Origin of the sequence: Aporhodopirellula aestuarii, from assembly GCF_023701485.1 — a bacterium.
In the GTDB taxonomy this organism is placed as follows: Bacteria; Planctomycetota; Planctomycetia; order Pirellulales; family Pirellulaceae; genus Rhodopirellula; species Rhodopirellula aestuarii.
Genome location: NZ_JAMQBK010000048.1, coordinates 1 through 19,581, shown reverse-complemented (window position 1 = coordinate 19,581; position 19,581 = coordinate 1). Strand labels below are relative to the sequence as shown.

Here is a 19,581-nt window from a genome sequence, read left to right as displayed (position 1 = left end):
CACGTGATCTGTTGTATGGGAGCATTTCGAATAGATCAAGTAAATTTTTGAGGCCTACGGTTCTCATCGCCCCTAACAGGTCCAGTTCGGCAGGAAACGCTTTCTTGCAATTTAGACAAGTGAGCGAAAAGCCGTCGCCTCGCGTGTTCGTTTCAGAAACATCGGGTTAGGATTGAAGCAAGCTCATCCACATCCATGACCAACTCACTCGCCTAGACGACCTGGGATAATCCATTAACCATCGTCGCATACCGATCTTTCCCCCTTTACCTCAACCATTATTTTCATGGCAATCCTACCGAGTCGTCGTCGATTCGATACTTATCGCGAAACCGTTCGCAAACGTCAGCGTGACGGCCGATCCGTCGTCGCGGGCCACCACTCGGACATCGACGACTCACGCTCAAACCGCAGCCGGAAGAAAATCGGCGACCGGGAACGATCTTTCCTCGAGTTGTTCATAGCCTTCTGGGGATTGATCGCCGGACACCGCGGCACGATTGTGGTGGCGTTATCGTTCCTGACCTTCGGCATCGGACTTCGCCTCATTCCACCGTTGGGAACGAAACTCGCCATTGACTCGGTTCTCACCCAACCCTCCTCACCGTTACCGTCGTGGTTGACGGAACTGCCGGGCGTGGTCGCAGTCCTTGGTGATCCCGTCGAGTCACCGATGCGGACCCTCGCCGCGATCGCGATCGTTGTCACCGTGCTGACGGGGATCGGGACCATCGTCAATCTCATCGGACGATGGTTGGCAACCAAGTCCGTCAACAAAGCCCAGGTATCGATCCGCCGTCAAGTGTTCGATCACGCGGTCCGTTTGCCGCTGCATCATGTCTATTCGATGAAGAGTGGCGGCGTGGCGAGCCTTATACGGGAAGATGCCGGCGGCGTTGCCGATCTGATCTTCAGCATGCTCTACAACCCGTGGCGGGCGATCATTCAATTTATCGGATCGTTGGTGATCCTGATGTTCGTCGATTGGAAACTGATGCTCGGGGGGCTGATGCTGCTGCCGGTCGTCTGGATCACTCACCGGACCTACATCAACCGCATCCGACCGCTGTTTCGAGACGTGCGTAAGCAACGTCAACGGATCGACAGCAGTGCCACCGAAACCTTTGGCGGCATTCGAGTGGTGCGAACGTTTTCGCGGGCCCGCACCGAATCAACTCGATACGTCCGCGAGGGTGATTTCCTGGTTCGCCAACAACTCTTCACGTGGTGGTGGATGCGGATCATCGAAACCATTTGGGAAGTGGTGATCCCACTCGCTTCGACAGGCCTGTTGCTTTACGGAGGGTACCAGATCACGCGTGGTGAACTCACGCTCGGTGACCTGATGATGTTCCTTGTGTACTTGACGATGCTGCTCGATCCGCTGGCCACGATTGCGGGCAGCGCTGTTATGTTCCAAAACAACCTTGCCGGCTTGGATCGCATTCTCGACGTCCTCGACGTCGAAGAGGAATTGCCCAGCCGCAAAGGTGCATCGCGATTGCCGTCGCATGTTGGAGGCGGAGCGATTTCGGTGCGCGACGTCTCGTTCAGTTATCCCGGTAGCGACACGTTGGTGTTGAAAAACGTTTCAATCGAGATTTCCCCGGGGCAAACCGTGGCACTCGTCGGACGCAGCGGCGCGGGCAAAACAACGTTGACCAACCTGATCGCACGCTTCTACGACCCGACGGAGGGCGAGATCCTCTACAACGGCATCGACCTACGAGACATCCAGCTATCGAGCTATCGGTCGTTGTTGGGCATCGTCGAACAGGACGTGTTCTTGTTCGACGGGTCGATTCACGAAAACATCGCGTACGCGCGGCCACGGGCTGATCGACGCGACGTGATCGCAGCGGCGTCGGCTGCCGCGGCTCACGAATTTATCGAGAATCTCGACCGCGGATATGACACCCTGATCGGCGAACGCGGCGTCAAGCTTTCGGGTGGTCAACGCCAACGACTCGCGATCGCTCGCGCAATCTTGGCGGATCCGCAAATTTTGATTCTTGACGAAGCGACCAGCAATCTTGACAGCGAAAGCGAGCGGCTGATTCAGGAGAGTCTGTCGGAACTGCTCGAAGATCGCACAGCGTTGGTGATCGCTCACCGGTTGAGCACGATCGTCAACGCCGACTTAATCGTCATGCTCGAAGATGGTCGGGTGATCGAATCGGGCACCCATGCGGAACTGCTCGCACTCGGCGGCCGCTATCAAGACATGGTTCACTTGCAGATGAACCAATCCCCGACGGCGGTTTAGACACTCGCCGGTGAGTCAAGGTTCCTCTCCCCGTGGGTATCCCGCGAGATCCACGAGGTCATTTCGTTTCCGCCTCGTGCTTAGTAAGCGAGAGCCGAACGCGGTTCGTCAACGCGGCGTGGTTGAAAGATTTGACGTGCATTGCCGGATCGATGCGTGATCCGCGGCTGACTGGTGATACGTGGATTGCTTGCCGATGATGCGGACGATCCGTTCGAGATACTCGACTCAACAATCGTCTCGCCTTCGCCGAGTTCATAGGACTGGCCTCCGCCATCGACGTACCCGCTGATAACGCCTGGGTGTCCGATACCAGAACCGTAAGCCCCGCCATCACAGCAGCCTGAATCACAGCCCCCGTCGCAACCGCCATCGCACGCCCCGACGCCACATCCGTCGTCGCAGCGATAGCCCCACAGGCTTTTAATGCCTGCAAAGACGGGACGGCATTTACCACAGGACTGCCCGTTGTAGTTGCCACACGAATCACACGGGTCGCAGCAATCCGCGGGATCATTGATCCAAGGATCGATATACAGCTCGCCGCAGCCCCCGCAGGAACCGCAACCGCTGTCGCACGTCGTCGCGCATCCGGTTCCGCAGCAGCCCGGATTCCACATCGGTCCGCAACAACCGACAGACAGAGTCAAACCGAGGGCAAGTAGGAGGGATTGAGCGGCGTAATTCATCGCAAACGTCCGTGTTCACTGGGCGGTTATCGGGTCACGGCTAGGAGGTCCGAGCCAGCGACAAACGGCCGAATCTCGGGCATGAGAACCCGGCCACAGAATCGTTATCGTCCACTCAGCCCGCAAACTTTACCTAAACCGCAAGGGACAATTCCGAGGCCAGAAACGCCACACTGACGAAAGGCCATTCCTCCAGGGAGTCCGCCCCAGCCGCTTCAAAAATCAACCGGGCGGCCAGGTCATTTTTCGGCCACCCATCAAGTGAAAATGCAGATGCGGAACCTCTTGGCCGCCATCTTCGCCACAATTCACGATGAGTCGGTAGCCGCCCGAAAGACCTTCCGATGCCGCGATTTTTGATGCCGCGACGACGCATCGACCCATCAACGCTTCATCGGATTCACTCAAATCGGCCAACGAAACGATCTCGTGTTTGGGGATCACGAGGATGTGCACGGGTGCCTTGGGGGCGATGTCGCGAAACGCCAAACACACGTCGTCTTCGTATACGATGTCTGCGGGGATCTCTCGGGAAATGATTTTGCTGAAAATGCTCGGCATGGGACGGGACCTCGGGAAACTCAATTGGAAAAATCGGCTCGCCTATTCTCGAGTGCGTGCGCGATACGACAACCCACCGACTCGATCACGGACACGCCGCCGATGAGTGAACAGCGACGACAACGTTATCAAAGCGTACTCTATCCGCTCGCTCAAATGGCTCGGTTCCGACGCAGCGAAATGTCGGAACTCGTCGACGAAGAAGCCGCGGGGTTCGTCACCCGGACGATCAACGAAGTCGTTCGGGCAGGCGTTCTGGAAACCGTCCGTGAAGATGACGAAATTCTTTACGAGTGGGCTGAGGGAGATCCCATTCGATTGGTCAACCAATGGATCGATCGACGAATTCATGGGGATCAGGTCAAACAGACGCCCGAGCAGGAACGTCCGCGTGAGCGGTTGATGCGACTCGGTGCCGCCTCGTTATCGGATGCCGATCTCCTGGCGATCCTGATTCGCGTTGGCATTGTCGGTGAATCCGCCGTAACCGGCGCCCAAAAACTCGCTAACCGATTTCATGGTGAACTCGATCGCCTCCGCGACGCCGGATTGCCCGAACTCCGCAACATCACGCCAGCGGTAACTAAAGCGAGCTACTGCCAAATTCTCGCCGCCCTCGAACTCGGTAAACGCGCCACCGAAGCACTGCGTGAACGCCCCGTGGTGATTCACAAGATCACCAGCACGATTGAGGCAACACAGTACTGCGCCGAAAAGTTCGCATACCTCGCCGGCGATGCCGTCCAAGAAGAATTCCACATCGTCACGCTCGACACCAAACACAAACCCATCCGCACCCACCGCATCACCATCGGCACGCTCGATGCTTCGCTCGTGCACCCGCGTGAAGTGTTCCGGCCTGCGATCCGTGACGCAGCCGCAGCAGTCTTATTGGTACACAATCATCCCTCAGGCGATCCGACGCCGAGCCGTGAAGATCGCTCAGTAACCGAACGATTGACCGAAGCGGGCAAACTGATCGGCATCTCGGTTCTCGACCATATCGTGGTCGCAAAACAACGCTGTGTCAGCATCCGCGAATGCTAGTGAACCCGCCCTCTCGCATCAGTCCGCGACATGGCGGTGGGCTACGCGTCGTGCTAGAATCGCCGGCCTTTTCACGGGCACCCCGGCGCCGTCCGAAGAACGACTCGGCGTCTCTTCCAGACGTTTGTCCTCACGCACCGAATCCTCTGAGCACGCAACATGAGTTTGCCATACAACGACCTCGCCAAGATGATCGACCACGCGTTGCTCACTCCAAACATGACGAGCGAGGAGATTGAGGCAGGTGTCAGGATGGCGCTCGCGTACGATGTCGCGAGCGTGTGCATCATGCCGTTTTATGTTCCTCGTCTCGCCGAAATGCTCGCCGGTAGCAACGTTAAAACGTCAACCGTGATCGGCTTCCCCCATGGAGCCAACACTACCGAAGTGAAACGAGCCGAGGCGTTACGTGCCCTCGCCGATGGATGTGAAGAGCTCGACATGGTCGTCAACATCAGCAGCGTCGTCAGTGGCGGGTGGGAGTACGTTCGCAGCGACATCGCCGCGGTGATCGGAGTCGCTCATGAAGTGGGGCAGAAAGTTAAAGTGATTTTCGAAAACTGTTACCTCAATGACGACCAAAAGATCCGGCTGTGCGAGATCTGTTCGGAACTCAATGCCGATTGGGTCAAGACGTCGACGGGGTTCGGCACCAGCGGCGCGACACTCGACGATCTGCGTTTGATGCGGAAACACGCCGCCGATCATGTGCAGGTCAAAGCGGCCGGTGGTGTGCGTGATCTCAAAGGCCTACGCGAAGTTCGCGAGATTGGCGTCTCCCGATGCGGTGCCAGCCGGACACAAGCGATCCTCGATCCACTCAGGGAAGAACTTGGCCTGCCGCCCATTTCAATTTCGGCCGGATCATCGTCCGAATCGAGCTACTAGGAATCGAGACTCTTTTGATTTGGCAGATTCTCCTCTACGGCTCGCTCGTGGTCGCAGGGTTCTTGGCGGGCATCGTCAACACCGTGGCCGGTGGTGGCTCTTTCCTGACCCTGCCCGCGTTGCTGCTGTTCGGTCTCGACCCGAAAACTGCCAACGCCACTAACCGGATCGCGATCCTCTGTTCCACCGCCGCGGCCGTCGCAACGTTCCGTAAACACGGTCACCTGGATACGGCCGCCACGGTCCGACTCGCCACTCCGACGCTATTGGGCGTCCCAGTCGGTGCCCTGCTCGCCATTCACTTGCCCGCAGAAACTTTCGAACGTTTATTCGGAGTGATGTTCATCGCGATGGCGATTCTGCTGCTCGCCAACCCGAAACGCTTCCTCGACTCCAGTGACCATGCGACTTATCCGGTCGCGTTTCGATTCCCGGTGTTCTTCGCGATCGGTGTTTATGTCGGATTCATTCAAGCCGGCATGGGAATTCTGTTGCTGCTCGCGATGAGCTACTTCACCAACTCAAAACTCGTTTCCTCCAACGCGATCAAGAACAGCATCGGATTTTGCGTCACTCTCGCTGCGGCCACTGTTTTTATGATTTACGGCATGATCGACTGGGTGCCCGGACTCGTGATGGCGGTCGGCAACGTCGCCGGTGGCGTGGTCGGCGCTAAACTGGCGATCGAACGAGGCAGTCGATTCGTGTTCTTCTTTCTGGTCGTCGTGATGCTGGCCACCGGCATCAAACTGATCCTCCCGTGAATCAGTCGTCTGGGGTCGAGCTCAATCCGCTCATCGCGCAGCGACAAGCCACCCGGAATCAGCTGCCGTTGTAATACAAACGACGGGGCAGGGCGGCGTGGACGGTAGAGAACGCCTGGTGGACGGAGCGCCCGCCCGCGTGAATCACCGGAATCCTCTCGCAGGCTTCGATGCCCGGCGAGGGATGAGAGAATTTAGGATCAGATCTTAGAGATCCGATGCATCCAATTCGGGTGCTTCGGCGGAGGCGATCAACGCATCCAAATCTTCGACCGTATCGACTTCGTTATCGAGGTTGAGGAAGATCTTGTTTTGCATGATTTCCTGCAACACGATCGACATTTTATCGTGGGTGTCGATGTTCACGAGCGCACGGGAACCTTGATTGAGCTGGACCAATCGTTTTTGAATCAGCGTACTCAGCTTGAATCGTCCGCCGACCTTGTTGACGATCTCTTCTTCTTTTAGTTCTTCGAGCACGAAGTGGATTCCTTGTGAATTTGCAGAATGTGACAGATCTCATCGACCGCTTGGTCGACCGTGTCATTGATGACTTGGTGTTGGTAGACGCTGCGGGATTCCATTTCGCCGGCGGCGGTCTTGAGGCGTGCCTGGATCGCGACTTCCGTCTCGGTGCCCCGGTCTCGAAGCCTTCGCTCGAGCTCGGTCATGCTGCCGGGATGAATAAAAATCGTGATCGGGGCGTACCGGTGATCCTCCAGCACCGCCAGGGCGCCTTGTACGTCAATCTCTAAAATTACCCACTTTCCTGCGTTTAGGCCAGTGGCAACTTGATCAGCTAGGGTTCCGTACCAGTGCCCGAGGCTGAAAACCTGTTTCGACTCGAGGAATTCACCCGCCTCACGCCGCCGCTGAAACTCTTCCTCGGAGAGGAAAAAATAGTCCACTCCGTCCACTTCGCCATCTCGGGGCTCCCGAGTGGTGGCAGAGATCGAAGCCGCCAACGGCAACGGACAGACTTCGCGGAGGCGTTTTGTGACCGTGGATTTCCCCGAACCGCTGGGGCCCGAGATAATCACAAGCTTCCCTTTGGACGAGGCAGGGTCACCCGGGGCAGGTGATGTGCCGACGGTTTCGGGGTCTGCTTTTAATGACATAACGGCAATCACTCCAAATTCTGGACGAGTTCTCGCATCCGCTCGATTGCACATTTGATTTCGACAATGTGCTCGGCAATTTTGGCGTTACCCGCTTTGCTACCGATCGTGTTGGTTTCGCGAAACATCTCTTGAATGATGAAATCGAGCTTACGACCGACCGCTTCATTCGCGATCTCGCTACCCGAATCTGATTTCGAATCCGCCGGGTGGGTTCCCTCCAACACGCTGCGAAACAGCTCCAGGTGACTCGCCAATCGGGTGAGCTCCTCGCTGATGTCGCTGCGATCGGCGAACAATTGCACCTCGCGAACAATCTCCACCGGTTCGACCGGCAGATGATGCTCGGCGAGCATCTTTTGAATTTTTTCGAGCAGCCGAGCGCGATAACGCTCGATCACCCCGGGGGCGAGCGTTTGAATCAGTGCCGCCCGCTCCTGAATCGTGGATAGCTCCGACTGCAGGACACGCCCCATCGCCACGGCTTCGTGGTGCCGCATCCGGTTGAATCGCTCGACAGCGGATACGACGCCTTCGGCAATGAATTGCCGTCGTCGCTCACGTGCTTCGTCTGTGTCATCTTCATTGGCCTCGGCCGAAAGCACGCCTGGCAACGTCAACAAACCGCTCAGGTCGATTTGGGTGGCAATGGACAGCCCCTCGACGGCTTCGGAAAGACCGCGAGCGTAGGCGGAAACCGCTGCCTGATTGACGCGAGGAAGATCCTGGCCCGGCGGCGGCTTGAGCGTCGCGTGAACGGTCACGGTGCCGCGTTCAATTCGCCCACGCAGTGCTTCGGTAATCACACCCTCGTAGGCATTGAGCGCCTCGTTCGTCCGCAGGACCAGTTTCAAACCGCGATGGTTGACCGATCGCAGTTCGACAACGAGCGTACCTTCGTCGCCGCAGATTTCGCTGCGTCCTTGCCCGGTCATGCTTCGCAAATGCGGGAAAAGAACGTCAGTCATGAAGTTAGGCGATCAAAAAAATACAAATGTTACTGAGTGCTTTGTCAGCGATAAAATTTGGTGTGGGACCGGACAGCGTTCGCCGTTCCGCTAAATCTTTTGGCGGCAGGACGCGAACCGGTTCAGGCAACCCACAAGTTCAGGTTTGACGAAGCACTGACTGAGAGTGTGGCGCGGAGTTTATTCCGTCGTCGATTCGGCCGAAGGCTCGGAATCGTCAGCAGCCAATTCTTCCGTTTCTTCGACGGCGGCATCATCAGCCGACGACACCGAATCTTCACTTGTTTCCGAGTCGGAACCTGCAGGCACCAAATCGCCCGTGCCGCTGTTCGAATCATTTTCTTCGTTGGTCGGGATCACCAGACCGCTGGTGATGTCTTCGGCGTCATCCGATCCGGGACCAGCGCTGATTTCAGGCTCGATCAGATCGGCAACGGCGGGAGCGTGCATCCCAAGCGACCACATCGCGAACGCACAGACAAAAATCCACACGCCGGCCAAGGAAATGGTCAACACGGTAAACGTATCGCCGGCCTTGGAACCGAACGCACTTTGACCACCGGCACCCCCAAGAGCGCCGCTGAGTCCGCCACCGCGACCGCGTTGCAGCAAGATCAACATGATCAAGAACACAGATAGGAATGCCATCAGCATGCCTAAAACCATGCTGCCAAAGTTGGCCAGCGGACAGAATTGGGTGAGGTGAAAGGAAATGGTCATGGTTTGTCAGTCCGTTCTAGGAACCGAATGCGTGGGAGGTTCGTTTGGAATGCGTCCGAAAGACAGGATGTCTTCGGCGATGCTAGGAAGCGGGCGCCGCGGTAATGATGCCAACAAAATCCTCAACCTTGAGGCTGGCACCACCCACGAGGGCTCCGTCAATGTTTGGTTGTGAGAGCAATTCGGCAGCATTGCCGGGCTTCACGCTGCCACCGTACTGAATACGGATTTGTTCCGCCACGCCGGGCGTGAACATTTTACCAAGTAAGTCACGGATAAACGCGTGAACCGCCTCGGCTTGCTCCTTGGAGGCCACTTTCCCGGTTCCGATCGCCCAAACCGGTTCGTAAGCGATCACGATTCCGGCCGCCCGGGCTTCGTCGAGCCCCTCGAGCGAACCGCGGATTTGTGATTCGATCACCGCTTCAGTTTCGTCCGACTCACGTTGTTCGAGCGTTTCGCCGACGCAGACGATCGGGACGAGGTTTCCCGCCAAGGCCGCGTGCAATTTCTTGCTCACGTCGGCATCGGTTTCGCCCATCAATTGGCGACGCTCGCTGTGCCCGAGGATCACGAATTGACACCCGACATCGGTCAACATCGACGCGTTGACTTCACCTGTGTAGGCACCATCTTCGGCGGCGTAGAGGTTTTGAGCCCCCAATTCCACGGGTGTGCCGGCGGTCACTTCGGAAACCGAAGAGAGATACACCGCAGGTGGGCAAAGGGCGATTTCAACGGCAGGCGATTTGCCCACAGCGTCAACGATTCCCTTGGCGAGCGAAGCGGCCGATGCCGAACGCATGTTCATTTTCCAGTTACCGGCGATCAAGATACGACGAGTCACGCGTGAGCCTCGGTTGGTGGTTTAGGTGGTGTGGACCCGCCAGCGGATGACGCCAACGGTGAAATCGTTTTGCCGAGCAGATCGGCCATCAATCGCATTTGATGCGAAATTTGTTCGTATTGTTCAGGCAATAATGCCTGCGGTCCATCGCTCTTTGCCTCTTCGGGGCAATCATGCACTTCGATATGCACCCCGTCCGCCCCGGCGGCGAGCCCCGCTAATGCACACGGCGGGATCAAATCGGGTCGCCCGGTCGCATGCGAAGGATCGACGATGATTGGCAAGTGCGTCAACCCTTGGACCACCGGCACGGCAGCAACATCAAAGAGATTACGAGTCGAAGGGTCAAAACCTTTGACGCCCCGCTCGCATAGAACGACGTTCGAATTGCCTTCGGACAAGATGTATTCGGCACTCATCAAAAGATCAGCAATCGTCGCACTCATGCCCCGCTTGAGCAGCACGGGGCGGCGGCTCTTGCCGACTTCGGTCAACAGAACGAAATTCTGCATATTGCGGGCCCCAACCTGCAACATATCCGCATACTGAGCGACCAATTCGACGTTGCGGGGATCGGTGACTTCGGTGACGACGGGGACGCCGAAGCGATCTCCCACTTCGCGGAGAATTTGCAGCCCTTTTTCGCCAAGACCTTGAAACGCGTACGGGCTCGTTCGCGGTTTGTAGGCCCCCCCGCGAAACACGTTTGCTCCTGATTTGCAGACGCTTTCGGCGATCCGCATCATCCGGTCGCGATCCTCCACACTGCATGGCCCGGCGATCATGCCGAGATTTCCCCCGCCGATCTTCACGCCCGAGACGTCAATCACGCTCGATTCGGGGTGCGCTTCGCGAGAGGCGAGTTTGTAGGGCGGCAGCACAGGGATCACCTGGGCCACACCGGGCAACGTCAGGAGGGCCTCTTTGTTGACCACCGATTCGTCGCCGATTAGCCCGATGATGGTCCGATAGGTGCCGCGGCTGAGGTGAGATTGCAGCCCCATGCCCTCGACCCGTCGGATGACATGGTCGATTTGCTCGTCAGTCGCACCGTTTTTCAGAATTAAAATCACGACGAATTGCCTGCAAGGCGAACTTAAAAAGACCAATTGCCCCTCAATCGGAGGCAATAACTTACCAGCCACGCGGCCGAATCGTCGAGAGGAGGTTAGGGGGAGTGGGCAACCACGTCCGAGCCTCTCAGCTAGGCTTTTGCCTTGCGTTTCTCGATTTCGGACTTCATGAACGCGAGTCCTTCGCGGGCCAGCGTCATTTCGTCGCTGAACATACGACGCCAAATCTTCGTCGCCGCCGCAATTTCCGGCAGAGCCAATCCGAATGCCTCGATCACCAACCAACCGTCATATCCGCAGGCGGCGATGGCATCGAAGTTCTCCTGCCAATTGATCCCGCCGGTTCCGGGGGTGCTGCGATCGTTCTCGCTGATGTGGATATGGAACAGTTTGTCGCCACCCGCATTGACCGCATCCGTGACGCTTTTCTCTTCGATGTTGCTGTGGAAGGTGTCATACATCATTCCACATGCCGGATGATCGACTTCGCGAACGAACCGTGCCGAATCAGCGTGGGTGTTCAAGAAATAACACTCGAACCGGTTCAAGGCCTCGACGCCCAATCGGACACCGACCGAACCGGCGTATTCGGCGGTCTCCCGCATGCTTTCCACGCCCCACTTCCACTCATCTTCGGTCGGGCCGTTTCCGCTGAACAAACCGATCGCCGAGTGATAGGGACCGACGAGTGTTTCGACTCCCGCTGCGGCACAGCAATCGAGCGTCTTTTTGTTGAGCTCCACACCCAGTTTCCGGATAGCCGGGTCGCATGAAATCGGGTTGTCGCCTTCGTTACGAATCGTCACCGCCGTCCGCCCCAATCCGAGCGAATCGAGTTGTTTGCCTAACGCGGCGTAGTCCAGGTCGAGGTTGAACATCGGCAGTTCGACACCATCGTAGCCGGCCTCTTTGAGTTGCTCGCAAACCGGCAACATCTCCGCGGTCACTTCGCCGGACCACAACAACAGATTCATGCCATACTTCATCGGATTCTCTCAACCTAACTCGTGGGGGAAACAGGAGCGTAAACTTCAGGGGCGAAAGTCTAATCTAGCGGCGGGTAGGGCGTCGATTGCCCCGGGTGACTGAGCAACCGCGAATGGTTTTGCAAGACCTCGGCACGGGCTTCGGGCAGCCATTGTCCGACTTCATCGGGCAGCTTCGCCAAACCGACACGCGCCATGACCTGATTGAGCCGCATCAACAACTGCTCGTCATCGGCGTAATCATAGAGGAATCGGATCTCCGCGAATCGCCGCATCGTTTCTGGGATCCGATCCGTCGGCCGTCCCGAAATTCGATTGACGCACCGCGCGATCTCTTCGATCGGCACCTGGTCGAACAGATCGTAATAACAATCCGCCCATTGCCGCTGATGAATCACATAATTGGCGTCCAGCAACATCTCGATCAGGATATGACCGACGAAGGAGGGGCGAAAACCGGAATCACCGGGCAAGCGGTCTCGCAATTGAACGGCAAATTCGAGGTTCATCCGAGCAAACGTCTCACCGCCGTGGAACCACCGGTCGTCCGCGACATGAGCCGTGATCCCTCCGGCCACGCCTCGCATGACAGGATCCTCCGACTGCAAAAACGGCTCCGCAGCACGCCCCCGTGCACGAATCCTTCGATCGATCACAGACAAGAAATCAGGTATCCCCGTGCAGACCGCGCGGATCGATGATTCGAGCGACGGCGAATTGAGAGCAGGCAACGCGTGACATAGAAAGTTCATTGCGTTAATTGAACAAGCCAATCGGCCATCGACCACCGCAGTGAGTCACGATTGTCGGCAATCGCTTTGTTCAAACGAGCGGCCAAGCGAGCGTTTTCCTTGTTCACCCATATTTTACCCACGGTCTTTTCCGCCAAATCGCCTAACTCTTCGGCGACATCTCCGCCCAGCTTGCTGATTCGATCGACCTCAAATCCGGCAACGTTCAGCGAAGCACTTTTGACCTGCACGTCCAACTGCATCGCGGGGGGCACTTCCGCGAAATCGGCTTCCATCGCCATCGTCAGTACCGATCGCATTTGCAACTGCATCTTGCCGATGATTTCGATGCTGTACCACTGCGCTCCAAGATTCCAACGTTCCACTCGAACGGCAAAGGTGGCGGGCGTGTACATCGACGCGTCGACTTGCCAGCGTCGAAATCCTGCGTCGGTCGTCACGGCGGTAACGGAATGAATCTGGATCGCATCGGGGACGTCGGATCGATCGATGGCAGCCAAAATGGGAACCCCATCGACTTCGACATCGCTACGTTCGAGCCTCCTCGGCGGCAGCTGGATTTCATACCGGACCCATCGTCCGTGGCGCAACTCACGCCATCGCCGGTTGGTCTTCAATTCCCATCCGTCGCGATGAACTTTCACCCCCGCCCATACTTTTTTCGTCTGTCCCCAATCGTCGTCGCCCTCAATCCGGCGAGGAACATGCAGCATTAACTGGTCAGCCAACCACTGCACCGACTGACGTGTTTGGTCCGACGTCATCGAGAACCCTGGCCGCGCGGGCAACGGCTTCGGAGTAGCCGGCATGAAATCAGGTTGCGGAAAACGGGTGTTGGCAAAGCCGAGATTCGGAGCCTCCAAACGTAGCGGCACGTCAGCGTTCTGCGGCGCGTTCAACGTGAGCCGCTCGGGTGGAGATTGGGGGTAAGCCGGAGCGAACTGCGCCGACACGTCGCCCCCGCCCACCATCCACAACGCCAGGACGGTGGTCGCAACGATTCGATAAGGCAATAGCGGCCAGAGCAAACAGAGACTCCCGCAGCAAGCGAGTAAGAGGTTGGGTTGGTGTTGTTCACGGCAAAATGCATCGCGGCTGCATCCACCAGGACGTCGTCAGCGACGGATCATAGCCCAGCCCACCCCCACACTGTCGAGATCGTTCTGGCCGAAAAACGCCTCCAAGAGCATGCCCCTGTAATTCCAACCTGGTCATTGCGACATCACGGCGATCGGAACTCCGGCGGCGCATCCACGACAAAACACCGCAAAACACGCTATTTGGACACAAAATCGCCGTCGGTGACCAAACGTGTCACGGCGTCTGGCGATCATCTCCGTAACGAGACACGGGATCGAATCCCAATGGAATCCACACCACTGCACCCCCAATTAATCATGTCCACTGCCACGCTTTACCTCGATCCCGTCGCCCCGACCGCGGTTGCCGTCGCACCTCCCCGCCGACGCAAACCGATGTCGAGCATGCAAATGCTTCGCACCGCAATGCTGGACGCCGACGAATGGGTCGTTGAGTTCGAATACTCTGACAGCAAAGGAAAACGCACCCGCCGCACTGTCAGTCCGATTCGATTTGCCGCCAAAGATCGGTTCCTTGGCTTGTGCCTCTGCCGGGAAGAACCTCGGCAATTCTACCTGGATCGCTGTTGCAACTTCCGAATGGTACGTAGCGACCAAATCATCATGCCCGTGCCAATCGTTCCCCTAGACGCCCCAACTAGTTCGGACGATTCACAACCCCTTGCCGTCGAGGTGTAAAAATACACTATTGCGTCCGCCCCCCGAACACCTAAGGTTGCCACACGACCGCTAAAGCAACATAGCGGTCCACGCAGAGCCTTATCGGCACCTCAAGGGGCGTGCCGAGGAAAATTCCTGACAGGATATTTTCCTGTCCTGCGAATGACTCGGGTCGCGCTCGAGTCGTGATCGGCGCCCCACCGCCGGTCGCGACAAGAGGTCATTTCTGCGAACGCTTCCACACTTCGCTGGCACCCAACGTTGACGTCTGAAGTGCCTGCGTTCGCCTCTGCTCACTCATCGGGCATTCGTCTCGCCTGCCACCGGCTATGTAGCGAGACAACCTTACCCAAGGCATCAGCGACCGTTTGCTGGAATCCCCGTTCCGCTACGACTCCAAGCCCTCGATGCGGAGACAGTGCAGTTTGGATCCGACCCGGAGGAGCAAACACCGCGAGGAAATGGCAGGCGTGGCTCCCACTTTCCCTCCCAATTCGAAACGGCTGACCGGTCCCCGCGTTCCGCTCGCTTGCGTGACATGCGCCGTACCATCGAGCGAGATCATCAGTAACTGATCGCCGACGATCACGGGCGAAGCGCCAAAGTTCCCACCCAATCGCTGGCTCCAAACTTTGCGTCCCTGATCATTCAGGTCAAAGCAACTCGCGATCCCCGAATCTGCGACGGTAAAGAGCAACCCGTCTTTCGCCACCGCCGAGGGCACGTACGGCGCGGCGCTGGTGATGCGAAACAACTCCTCGGGTTTCTCGCCACGTTGCTTGGGAATTCGAACCGCCGACAAAACGTTTCCGCCACCACCGCTGCCGCAACTCGCGATGGCGACGTCACCGACCAACAAAGGGGACGCACAACATCGTTTTGAAAAAACATCTAGCGACCAAAGCATCTCACCGGTCGTGGCATCCAACCCGAACATCCCATTCCCCGTGTTGGCGGCAATGAGTTGCCACTCCGCATCCGACTGCGATGACGTCCCGTTCGCCTCAGGCCGGTACACCGCGGGAACACCGTAGGACGGGCGGGTCGTGCGGAGCGGCGTGTTCCACAAATCTTCACCGGTGGCGGCATCAAACGACATCATCCGACTGCTACCGGCGACCTGCCAGGGAGCCAACTGGTCGGCTTGCTGCGAGTTGAACAGGATGACTTGCGAGCCAACCACCATCGGACTCGTACCAAAACCGTGCACACCTGACCATGGTCCAAGTTGCCGCTGCCACAACGGGGCACCATCGAGCGAGTATGCATACAAATACGCTCCGTCGGCGTCACCGTAGGCGATGTAAACTCGGTCGCCCGCAACGGCTGGTGTGGTGGATGCAGGCGAGTTGCGAGTATGTCGTTTGGTATCCGCTACCGGATGAGAACGTCGCCAAAGCTCCTTTCCAGACGCAAGTTCCAATGCGACCAGATCAATCGAACCGGACGCTCCCGGTCGCGTTGGCTCAACGCTCGAATCGAGCAAGAAGACTTGGGTGTCGGTCGCAACCGGCGACCCCACATCGGTACCGTCGAGCTGAACCGTCCATCGATAATCATCACTCGTCCAGGACTCGGGCAACCCGCCCGTAGGCACGAGCCCGCGTCCGTTGGGACCATGAAAACGAGTCCATGAGTCGTCTGCGATCTCCTTTGCAGCTTCATCAACGACCGCTTCAGGTGACTCCGCTGGTGAAACCGAAGCAGCTGCGGCCATGACTGCGGTCAGCGCATATACGAAACAGATGGACAGTTTTCGCGACAAAACCAAGACTCTCATTTCTGCAGATCTCAAGCGGAGGGGTTGGGAGGGTTGTGAGGGACAGGCCTCCCCCACTGGTCAAGATTGTAGACGAACCATGGGGGCGGCGAACCCTTTCGCGAAATACAGAACCTAGGTTTTCGCATGAATACCATCATCGCTTACCGACACGCCGACAGCCTCTTTAAGAACGTATCCCAATGGGACGCTTTGGCGGGCGGCGTACCGTTTCGTCAATCCACCTGGTTGCAGCCATGGTGTCGGCATTTCGGACTCGAGAACGAACTGCTATTTGTCACCGTCTTGGACGACAACGGCGATGTCATGGGAGTCCTGCCACTTCAACGATGCGGGCGTCGAGGCTGGCAAACAATCGCTGGTGATAACGTGTGCACCGATCATGTTTCGGTTCTCGCCCGGCCCGAAAATCTTTCGATCGTGACCACAGCGATCGCCGACTTCCTGATCGAAAACGCAAACGATGCCGAGCTCGGCTGGGATCGCTTGGCGTTCGATGGCATCGTGGCAGGCGATCCAGGCATGCGTGAACTGCTGCTGGAACTCGGACGACGTGATGCCGCGATCCGACTGACGACCCGCATGAACATCTGGCTCGTTCCCTGCCAGGACAACTGGGATACGTTCTTGAAAGCGAGTTCCAAGGGAGCCCGGCGACGCTACCAAAAAGCCCTCAGGCAGATCGGCGAAGCATCAACAGACGATGGCAAAACGGAGCTCTCAATTCGGATCGCGCGCGACGAACAATCGGTCTCCGAAACGGTCGAGAAACTCATCGAACTCCACCAACGCCACTGGCAATCTCAGGGAGAACCGGGAACCTACGCCACTCGCCGCATGAGAGAATTCATTCTCGAATCCGCCCTCGAATCGCTGGAGCAGGACAGATTGTTCTTGCCATCGCTCGTTCGCACCGACCCCAAAACCGGCGTCGAACAGGTTATCGCGACCCAGTTGTATCAGGTCGGAGACGACGGCCGACTGTACTGCTATAGCACCGGCGTGGACTACGATTTTGCAAAGCTCAAACCGGGCGCGTTGCTCAACACGTTTATCTTGAAGCACGCGCACGATCTAGGCTCTCCCGGTGTTGATCTGATGCGTGGCGACGAAGAATACAAAAAGCGTCTTCATGCTCAGCCGATCCCATCGATCCACGCAACCGTTGCCGCACCCACGCTGCAGGGTCGATGCAACCGCGTGATGAGCGATCTCGCATTCCGCTGCAAACAGATCGCCCGAAAACGACTCGGTCGACCTTTGGTACAAACACCGTTTCTCGAACAAGCGTTCGATCAGCGTTATCTCGAATTCCTGCCGACGGACGATCGATCCTTCCGCGAAGGCCCGGCAAAACTTGCCGGCGCAGACAACGAAAACGACAATGAAACTGGCGAGCGACCGATTATCCTTTCCTTTGCATCCGCGTTCACAGCTCCGTGCAACCTGACAGCGAATCAACCGATTGATAACTAACGCTGTGTTTTTTTCTTAGCCCTATGCTACGTTCAACTGGTCATATGCTGCTGTTCTTATTACAAAGTGCAGAGCGTTTCCTGCGAATGAAGTAAACATGGCCAAATTGTCCCATCCATCTGCACACCCTGGCACTTTGGCTCCTCTGCGAGTCAACGGACGGGTCGGCAAATACCGACTCGATCGTCGCATCGGCCGGGGTGGATATGCGGATGTGTTTGCCGCCACCGATACGCTGCTATCGATCAAAGTCGCGTTGAAGATTCCGAACGCCCAGTGGTTGTCGGACGAACTCATCAACGCCTTTCGTCGTGAAGCCAAGATGACGATGGAGCTCGAACACCCCAATATTTTGGCGATCCGCGATGCCAGCTTCATCGATGGTCGTTTCGTAATCGTCACACCGCTGGCGAACCGAACACTCGACGACAGACTTAAAAATCGAATGGGTTTCGACACCGCATTCGAATTCACGTCGCAGTTACTCAGTGCCGTCTCGTACGCCCACGAACAAGGTGTCATCCACTGCGACATCAAACCCGAAAACGTGCTGCTGTTCGAAGGCGACCAGCTCCGTCTGGGGGATTTCGGGATCGCCAAGGCGGCGCAGAAGACGATCAGCGGCTCGGGGACTGGGACACTTGGTTACATGGCCCCTGAACAGGCAATGGGCAAGCCATCCAAACGGAGCGACGTGTTTTCGCTCGGATTGATCGCCTACCGGATGTTTTCGGGAAAGTGGCCGGAATACCCATTTGAATGGCCGTTTCCCGGATCGGCGACCCTCCGAAAACGCGTTCACCCCGACCTAATTGCGATTATCCGCAAATCCGTTGCGGTCAAACCGCGTGACCGGTTCGCCGATGCGGATAAAATGGAAGCAGCATGGGAGAAATCCCGTCTAAAAGCGATCCGATTCGCAAAACGGAATCGGAAAACGGCGTAAACTTCTACGTCGCATTCACTCTATCACCCATTTGCTTCCATTATGGTCGACCTCCGGGATCCCGATTCCATGACCGCCATCCTCGATTCAGCCGTGCAGTACTACCTCGAAAGTGAGATGGATGCGCCCGTTGTGATTCGAGATGCCCAAGGAAACATCGTCGCGTACTCGCGAACATGTCCTGGCAAAGAGGACCCCAATGACGACAGCGCTGTTGTCATTCGCATCCCCAACGGCGGACTCGTGTTGGCGGTAGCCGATGGCGTTGGCGGAGCCCCGGTCGGCTACAAAGCCTCAGCCATCGCAGTGCAGTGTCTCGCTGAAAGCATTGCCGCCCTCGATTCGACTGAAGACCTGCGTCCGGCAATTCTCGATGGCATCGAGAAAGCGAATGAAGAGATCCTCGACATGGGCACCGGCGCCGCGACCACGATCTGCGTCGTGGAAGTGCACAACCGGCTTGCCCGCGGATACCAAGTCGGTGACTCGATGGCAATCTTCGTCGGCGGTCGAGGTGCAGTTAAATGGAAATCGACATCGCATTCACCCGTCGGATACGCGATCGAATCGGGCATGCTCGATGAGGAAGACGCGATGCACCACGACGAGCGTCACATCGTTTCGAACCTCGTCGGTTCACGAACGATGCACATTGAAATCGGCCCCGCAATCCCCCTCGCCCCTCGCGACACCGTGTTGATCGCGAGCGACGGGCTGTTTGATAATTTGCATCTGAGTGAAATCTGCCAACTCGCGCGGGTCGGCCAACCTCTCGACCGGATGAATGCGTTGATCCGTTTAGCGAGCGACCGGATGAATCAGGCCTCACCGGAATCGCCAGGCAAACCGGACGACCTCGCGATGCTGTTGCTGGCACCGTAGCTCGTCTCGAACGCATTTCGCCTCTCATGCCAGAGGCGTTAGCAGCCTGTTGATTTTC

Annotated in this window: 20 protein-coding genes; 8 read left to right on the top strand and 12 right to left on the bottom strand. The window is 57.3% G+C overall.

Annotation, left to right across the window (positions count from 1 at the left end; all coding sequences use genetic code 11):
* The first annotated feature begins 286 nt into the window (after positions 1-286).
* Entirely contained in the window at positions 287-2,266 is a 1,980-nt protein-coding gene (locus NB063_RS18315) for an ABC transporter ATP-binding protein (RefSeq protein WP_250930206.1), read from the top strand.
* An 80-nt stretch (positions 2,267-2,346) separates the two neighbouring features.
* Here NB063_RS18315 and NB063_RS18310 read toward each other — a convergent pair whose 3' ends face one another.
* Entirely contained in the window at positions 2,347-2,955 is a 609-nt protein-coding gene (locus tag NB063_RS18310) for a hypothetical protein (protein WP_250930205.1), read from the bottom strand.
* Positions 2,956-3,177: 222 nt separating this feature from the next.
* A complete protein-coding gene (locus NB063_RS18305) occupies positions 3,178-3,516 on the bottom strand; it encodes a histidine triad nucleotide-binding protein (RefSeq protein ID WP_250930204.1) in 339 nt (112 codons plus the stop codon).
* A gap of 102 nt (positions 3,517-3,618) precedes the next feature.
* On the opposite strand from NB063_RS18305, the gene radC reads away from it, so the two are divergent.
* The 3 genes from radC to NB063_RS18290 all read left to right on the top strand — a co-directional run bounded on the left by radC (position 3,619) and on the right by NB063_RS18290 (position 6,215).
* Positions 3,619-4,563, top strand: coding sequence for a RadC family protein (gene radC / locus NB063_RS18300; RefSeq protein ID WP_250930203.1), 945 nt, complete (start codon positions 3,619-3,621; stop codon positions 4,561-4,563).
* A 159-nt stretch (positions 4,564-4,722) separates the two neighbouring features.
* On the top strand, positions 4,723-5,451 hold the full coding sequence (gene deoC / locus NB063_RS18295; RefSeq protein WP_250930202.1) for a deoxyribose-phosphate aldolase: 729 nt from the start codon (positions 4,723-4,725) through the stop codon (positions 5,449-5,451).
* Between the two features lie 14 nt (positions 5,452-5,465).
* Positions 5,466-6,215, top strand: a complete 750-nt coding sequence (locus NB063_RS18290) for a sulfite exporter TauE/SafE family protein (RefSeq protein WP_250930201.1) — start codon at positions 5,466-5,468, stop codon at positions 6,213-6,215.
* Positions 6,216-6,422: 207 nt separating this feature from the next.
* Here NB063_RS18290 and NB063_RS18285 read toward each other — a convergent pair whose 3' ends face one another.
* The 9 genes from NB063_RS18285 to NB063_RS18245 form a co-directional block, all read right to left on the bottom strand.
* Positions 6,423-6,695 (bottom strand): DNA-directed RNA polymerase subunit omega, encoded by a 273-nt coding sequence (locus NB063_RS18285; protein WP_250930200.1) that lies wholly within the window; start codon positions 6,693-6,695, stop codon positions 6,423-6,425.
* Positions 6,680-7,333, bottom strand: coding sequence for a guanylate kinase (gmk, locus tag NB063_RS18280; RefSeq protein WP_250930199.1), 654 nt, complete (start codon positions 7,331-7,333; stop codon positions 6,680-6,682). Before gmk ends, NB063_RS18285 begins: the two co-directional genes overlap by 16 nt.
* 8 nt (positions 7,334-7,341) lie before the next feature.
* Entirely contained in the window at positions 7,342-8,301 is a 960-nt protein-coding gene (locus tag NB063_RS18275) for a YicC/YloC family endoribonuclease (protein WP_250930198.1), read from the bottom strand.
* Between the two features lie 180 nt (positions 8,302-8,481).
* Entirely contained in the window at positions 8,482-9,021 is a 540-nt protein-coding gene (secG, locus tag NB063_RS18270; protein WP_250930197.1) for a preprotein translocase subunit SecG, read from the bottom strand.
* Between the two features lie 82 nt (positions 9,022-9,103).
* On the bottom strand, positions 9,104-9,868 hold the full coding sequence (gene tpiA / locus NB063_RS18265; protein WP_250930196.1) for a triose-phosphate isomerase: 765 nt from the start codon (positions 9,866-9,868) through the stop codon (positions 9,104-9,106).
* On the bottom strand, positions 9,865-10,941 hold the full coding sequence (aroF, locus tag NB063_RS18260) for a 3-deoxy-7-phosphoheptulonate synthase (protein WP_250930195.1): 1,077 nt from the start codon (positions 10,939-10,941) through the stop codon (positions 9,865-9,867). Before aroF ends, tpiA begins: the two co-directional genes overlap by 4 nt.
* A 131-nt stretch (positions 10,942-11,072) precedes the next feature.
* A complete protein-coding gene (locus NB063_RS18255; RefSeq protein WP_250930194.1) occupies positions 11,073-11,927 on the bottom strand; it encodes a sugar phosphate isomerase/epimerase family protein in 855 nt (284 codons plus the stop codon).
* Positions 11,928-11,986: 59 nt separating this feature from the next.
* On the bottom strand, positions 11,987-12,679 hold the full coding sequence (locus NB063_RS18250) for a hypothetical protein (RefSeq protein ID WP_250930193.1): 693 nt from the start codon (positions 12,677-12,679) through the stop codon (positions 11,987-11,989).
* Positions 12,676-13,707 (bottom strand): hypothetical protein, encoded by a 1,032-nt coding sequence (locus tag NB063_RS18245; protein WP_250930192.1) that lies wholly within the window; start codon positions 13,705-13,707, stop codon positions 12,676-12,678. Before NB063_RS18245 ends, NB063_RS18250 begins: the two co-directional genes overlap by 4 nt.
* Positions 13,708-14,076: 369 nt before the next feature.
* Between NB063_RS18245 and NB063_RS18240 the strand changes: the two genes are divergently transcribed.
* Positions 14,077-14,457, top strand: a complete 381-nt coding sequence (locus tag NB063_RS18240; protein ID WP_250930191.1) for a WYL domain-containing protein — start codon at positions 14,077-14,079, stop codon at positions 14,455-14,457.
* Between the two features lie 370 nt (positions 14,458-14,827).
* Here NB063_RS18240 and NB063_RS18235 read toward each other — a convergent pair whose 3' ends face one another.
* The gene (locus NB063_RS18235; protein WP_250930190.1) at positions 14,828-16,219 is read right to left on the bottom strand and encodes an outer membrane protein assembly factor BamB family protein; all 1,392 of its coding nucleotides are present in this window, start codon (positions 16,217-16,219) and stop codon (positions 14,828-14,830) included.
* A 126-nt stretch (positions 16,220-16,345) separates the two neighbouring features.
* Here NB063_RS18235 and NB063_RS18230 point away from each other — a divergent pair, with 126 nt between their 5' ends.
* The 3 genes from NB063_RS18230 (at position 16,346) to NB063_RS18220 (ending at position 19,523) form a co-directional block, all read left to right on the top strand.
* The gene (locus tag NB063_RS18230) at positions 16,346-17,695 is read left to right on the top strand and encodes a GNAT family N-acetyltransferase (protein WP_250930189.1); all 1,350 of its coding nucleotides are present in this window, start codon (positions 16,346-16,348) and stop codon (positions 17,693-17,695) included.
* A gap of 97 nt (positions 17,696-17,792) precedes the next feature.
* Positions 17,793-18,641, top strand: coding sequence for a serine/threonine-protein kinase (locus NB063_RS18225; RefSeq protein WP_250930188.1), 849 nt, complete (start codon positions 17,793-17,795; stop codon positions 18,639-18,641).
* 69 nt (positions 18,642-18,710) lie between these two features.
* Positions 18,711-19,523, top strand: coding sequence for a PP2C family protein-serine/threonine phosphatase (locus NB063_RS18220; protein ID WP_250930187.1), 813 nt, complete (start codon positions 18,711-18,713; stop codon positions 19,521-19,523).
* Positions 19,524-19,581 lie beyond the last annotated feature (58 nt).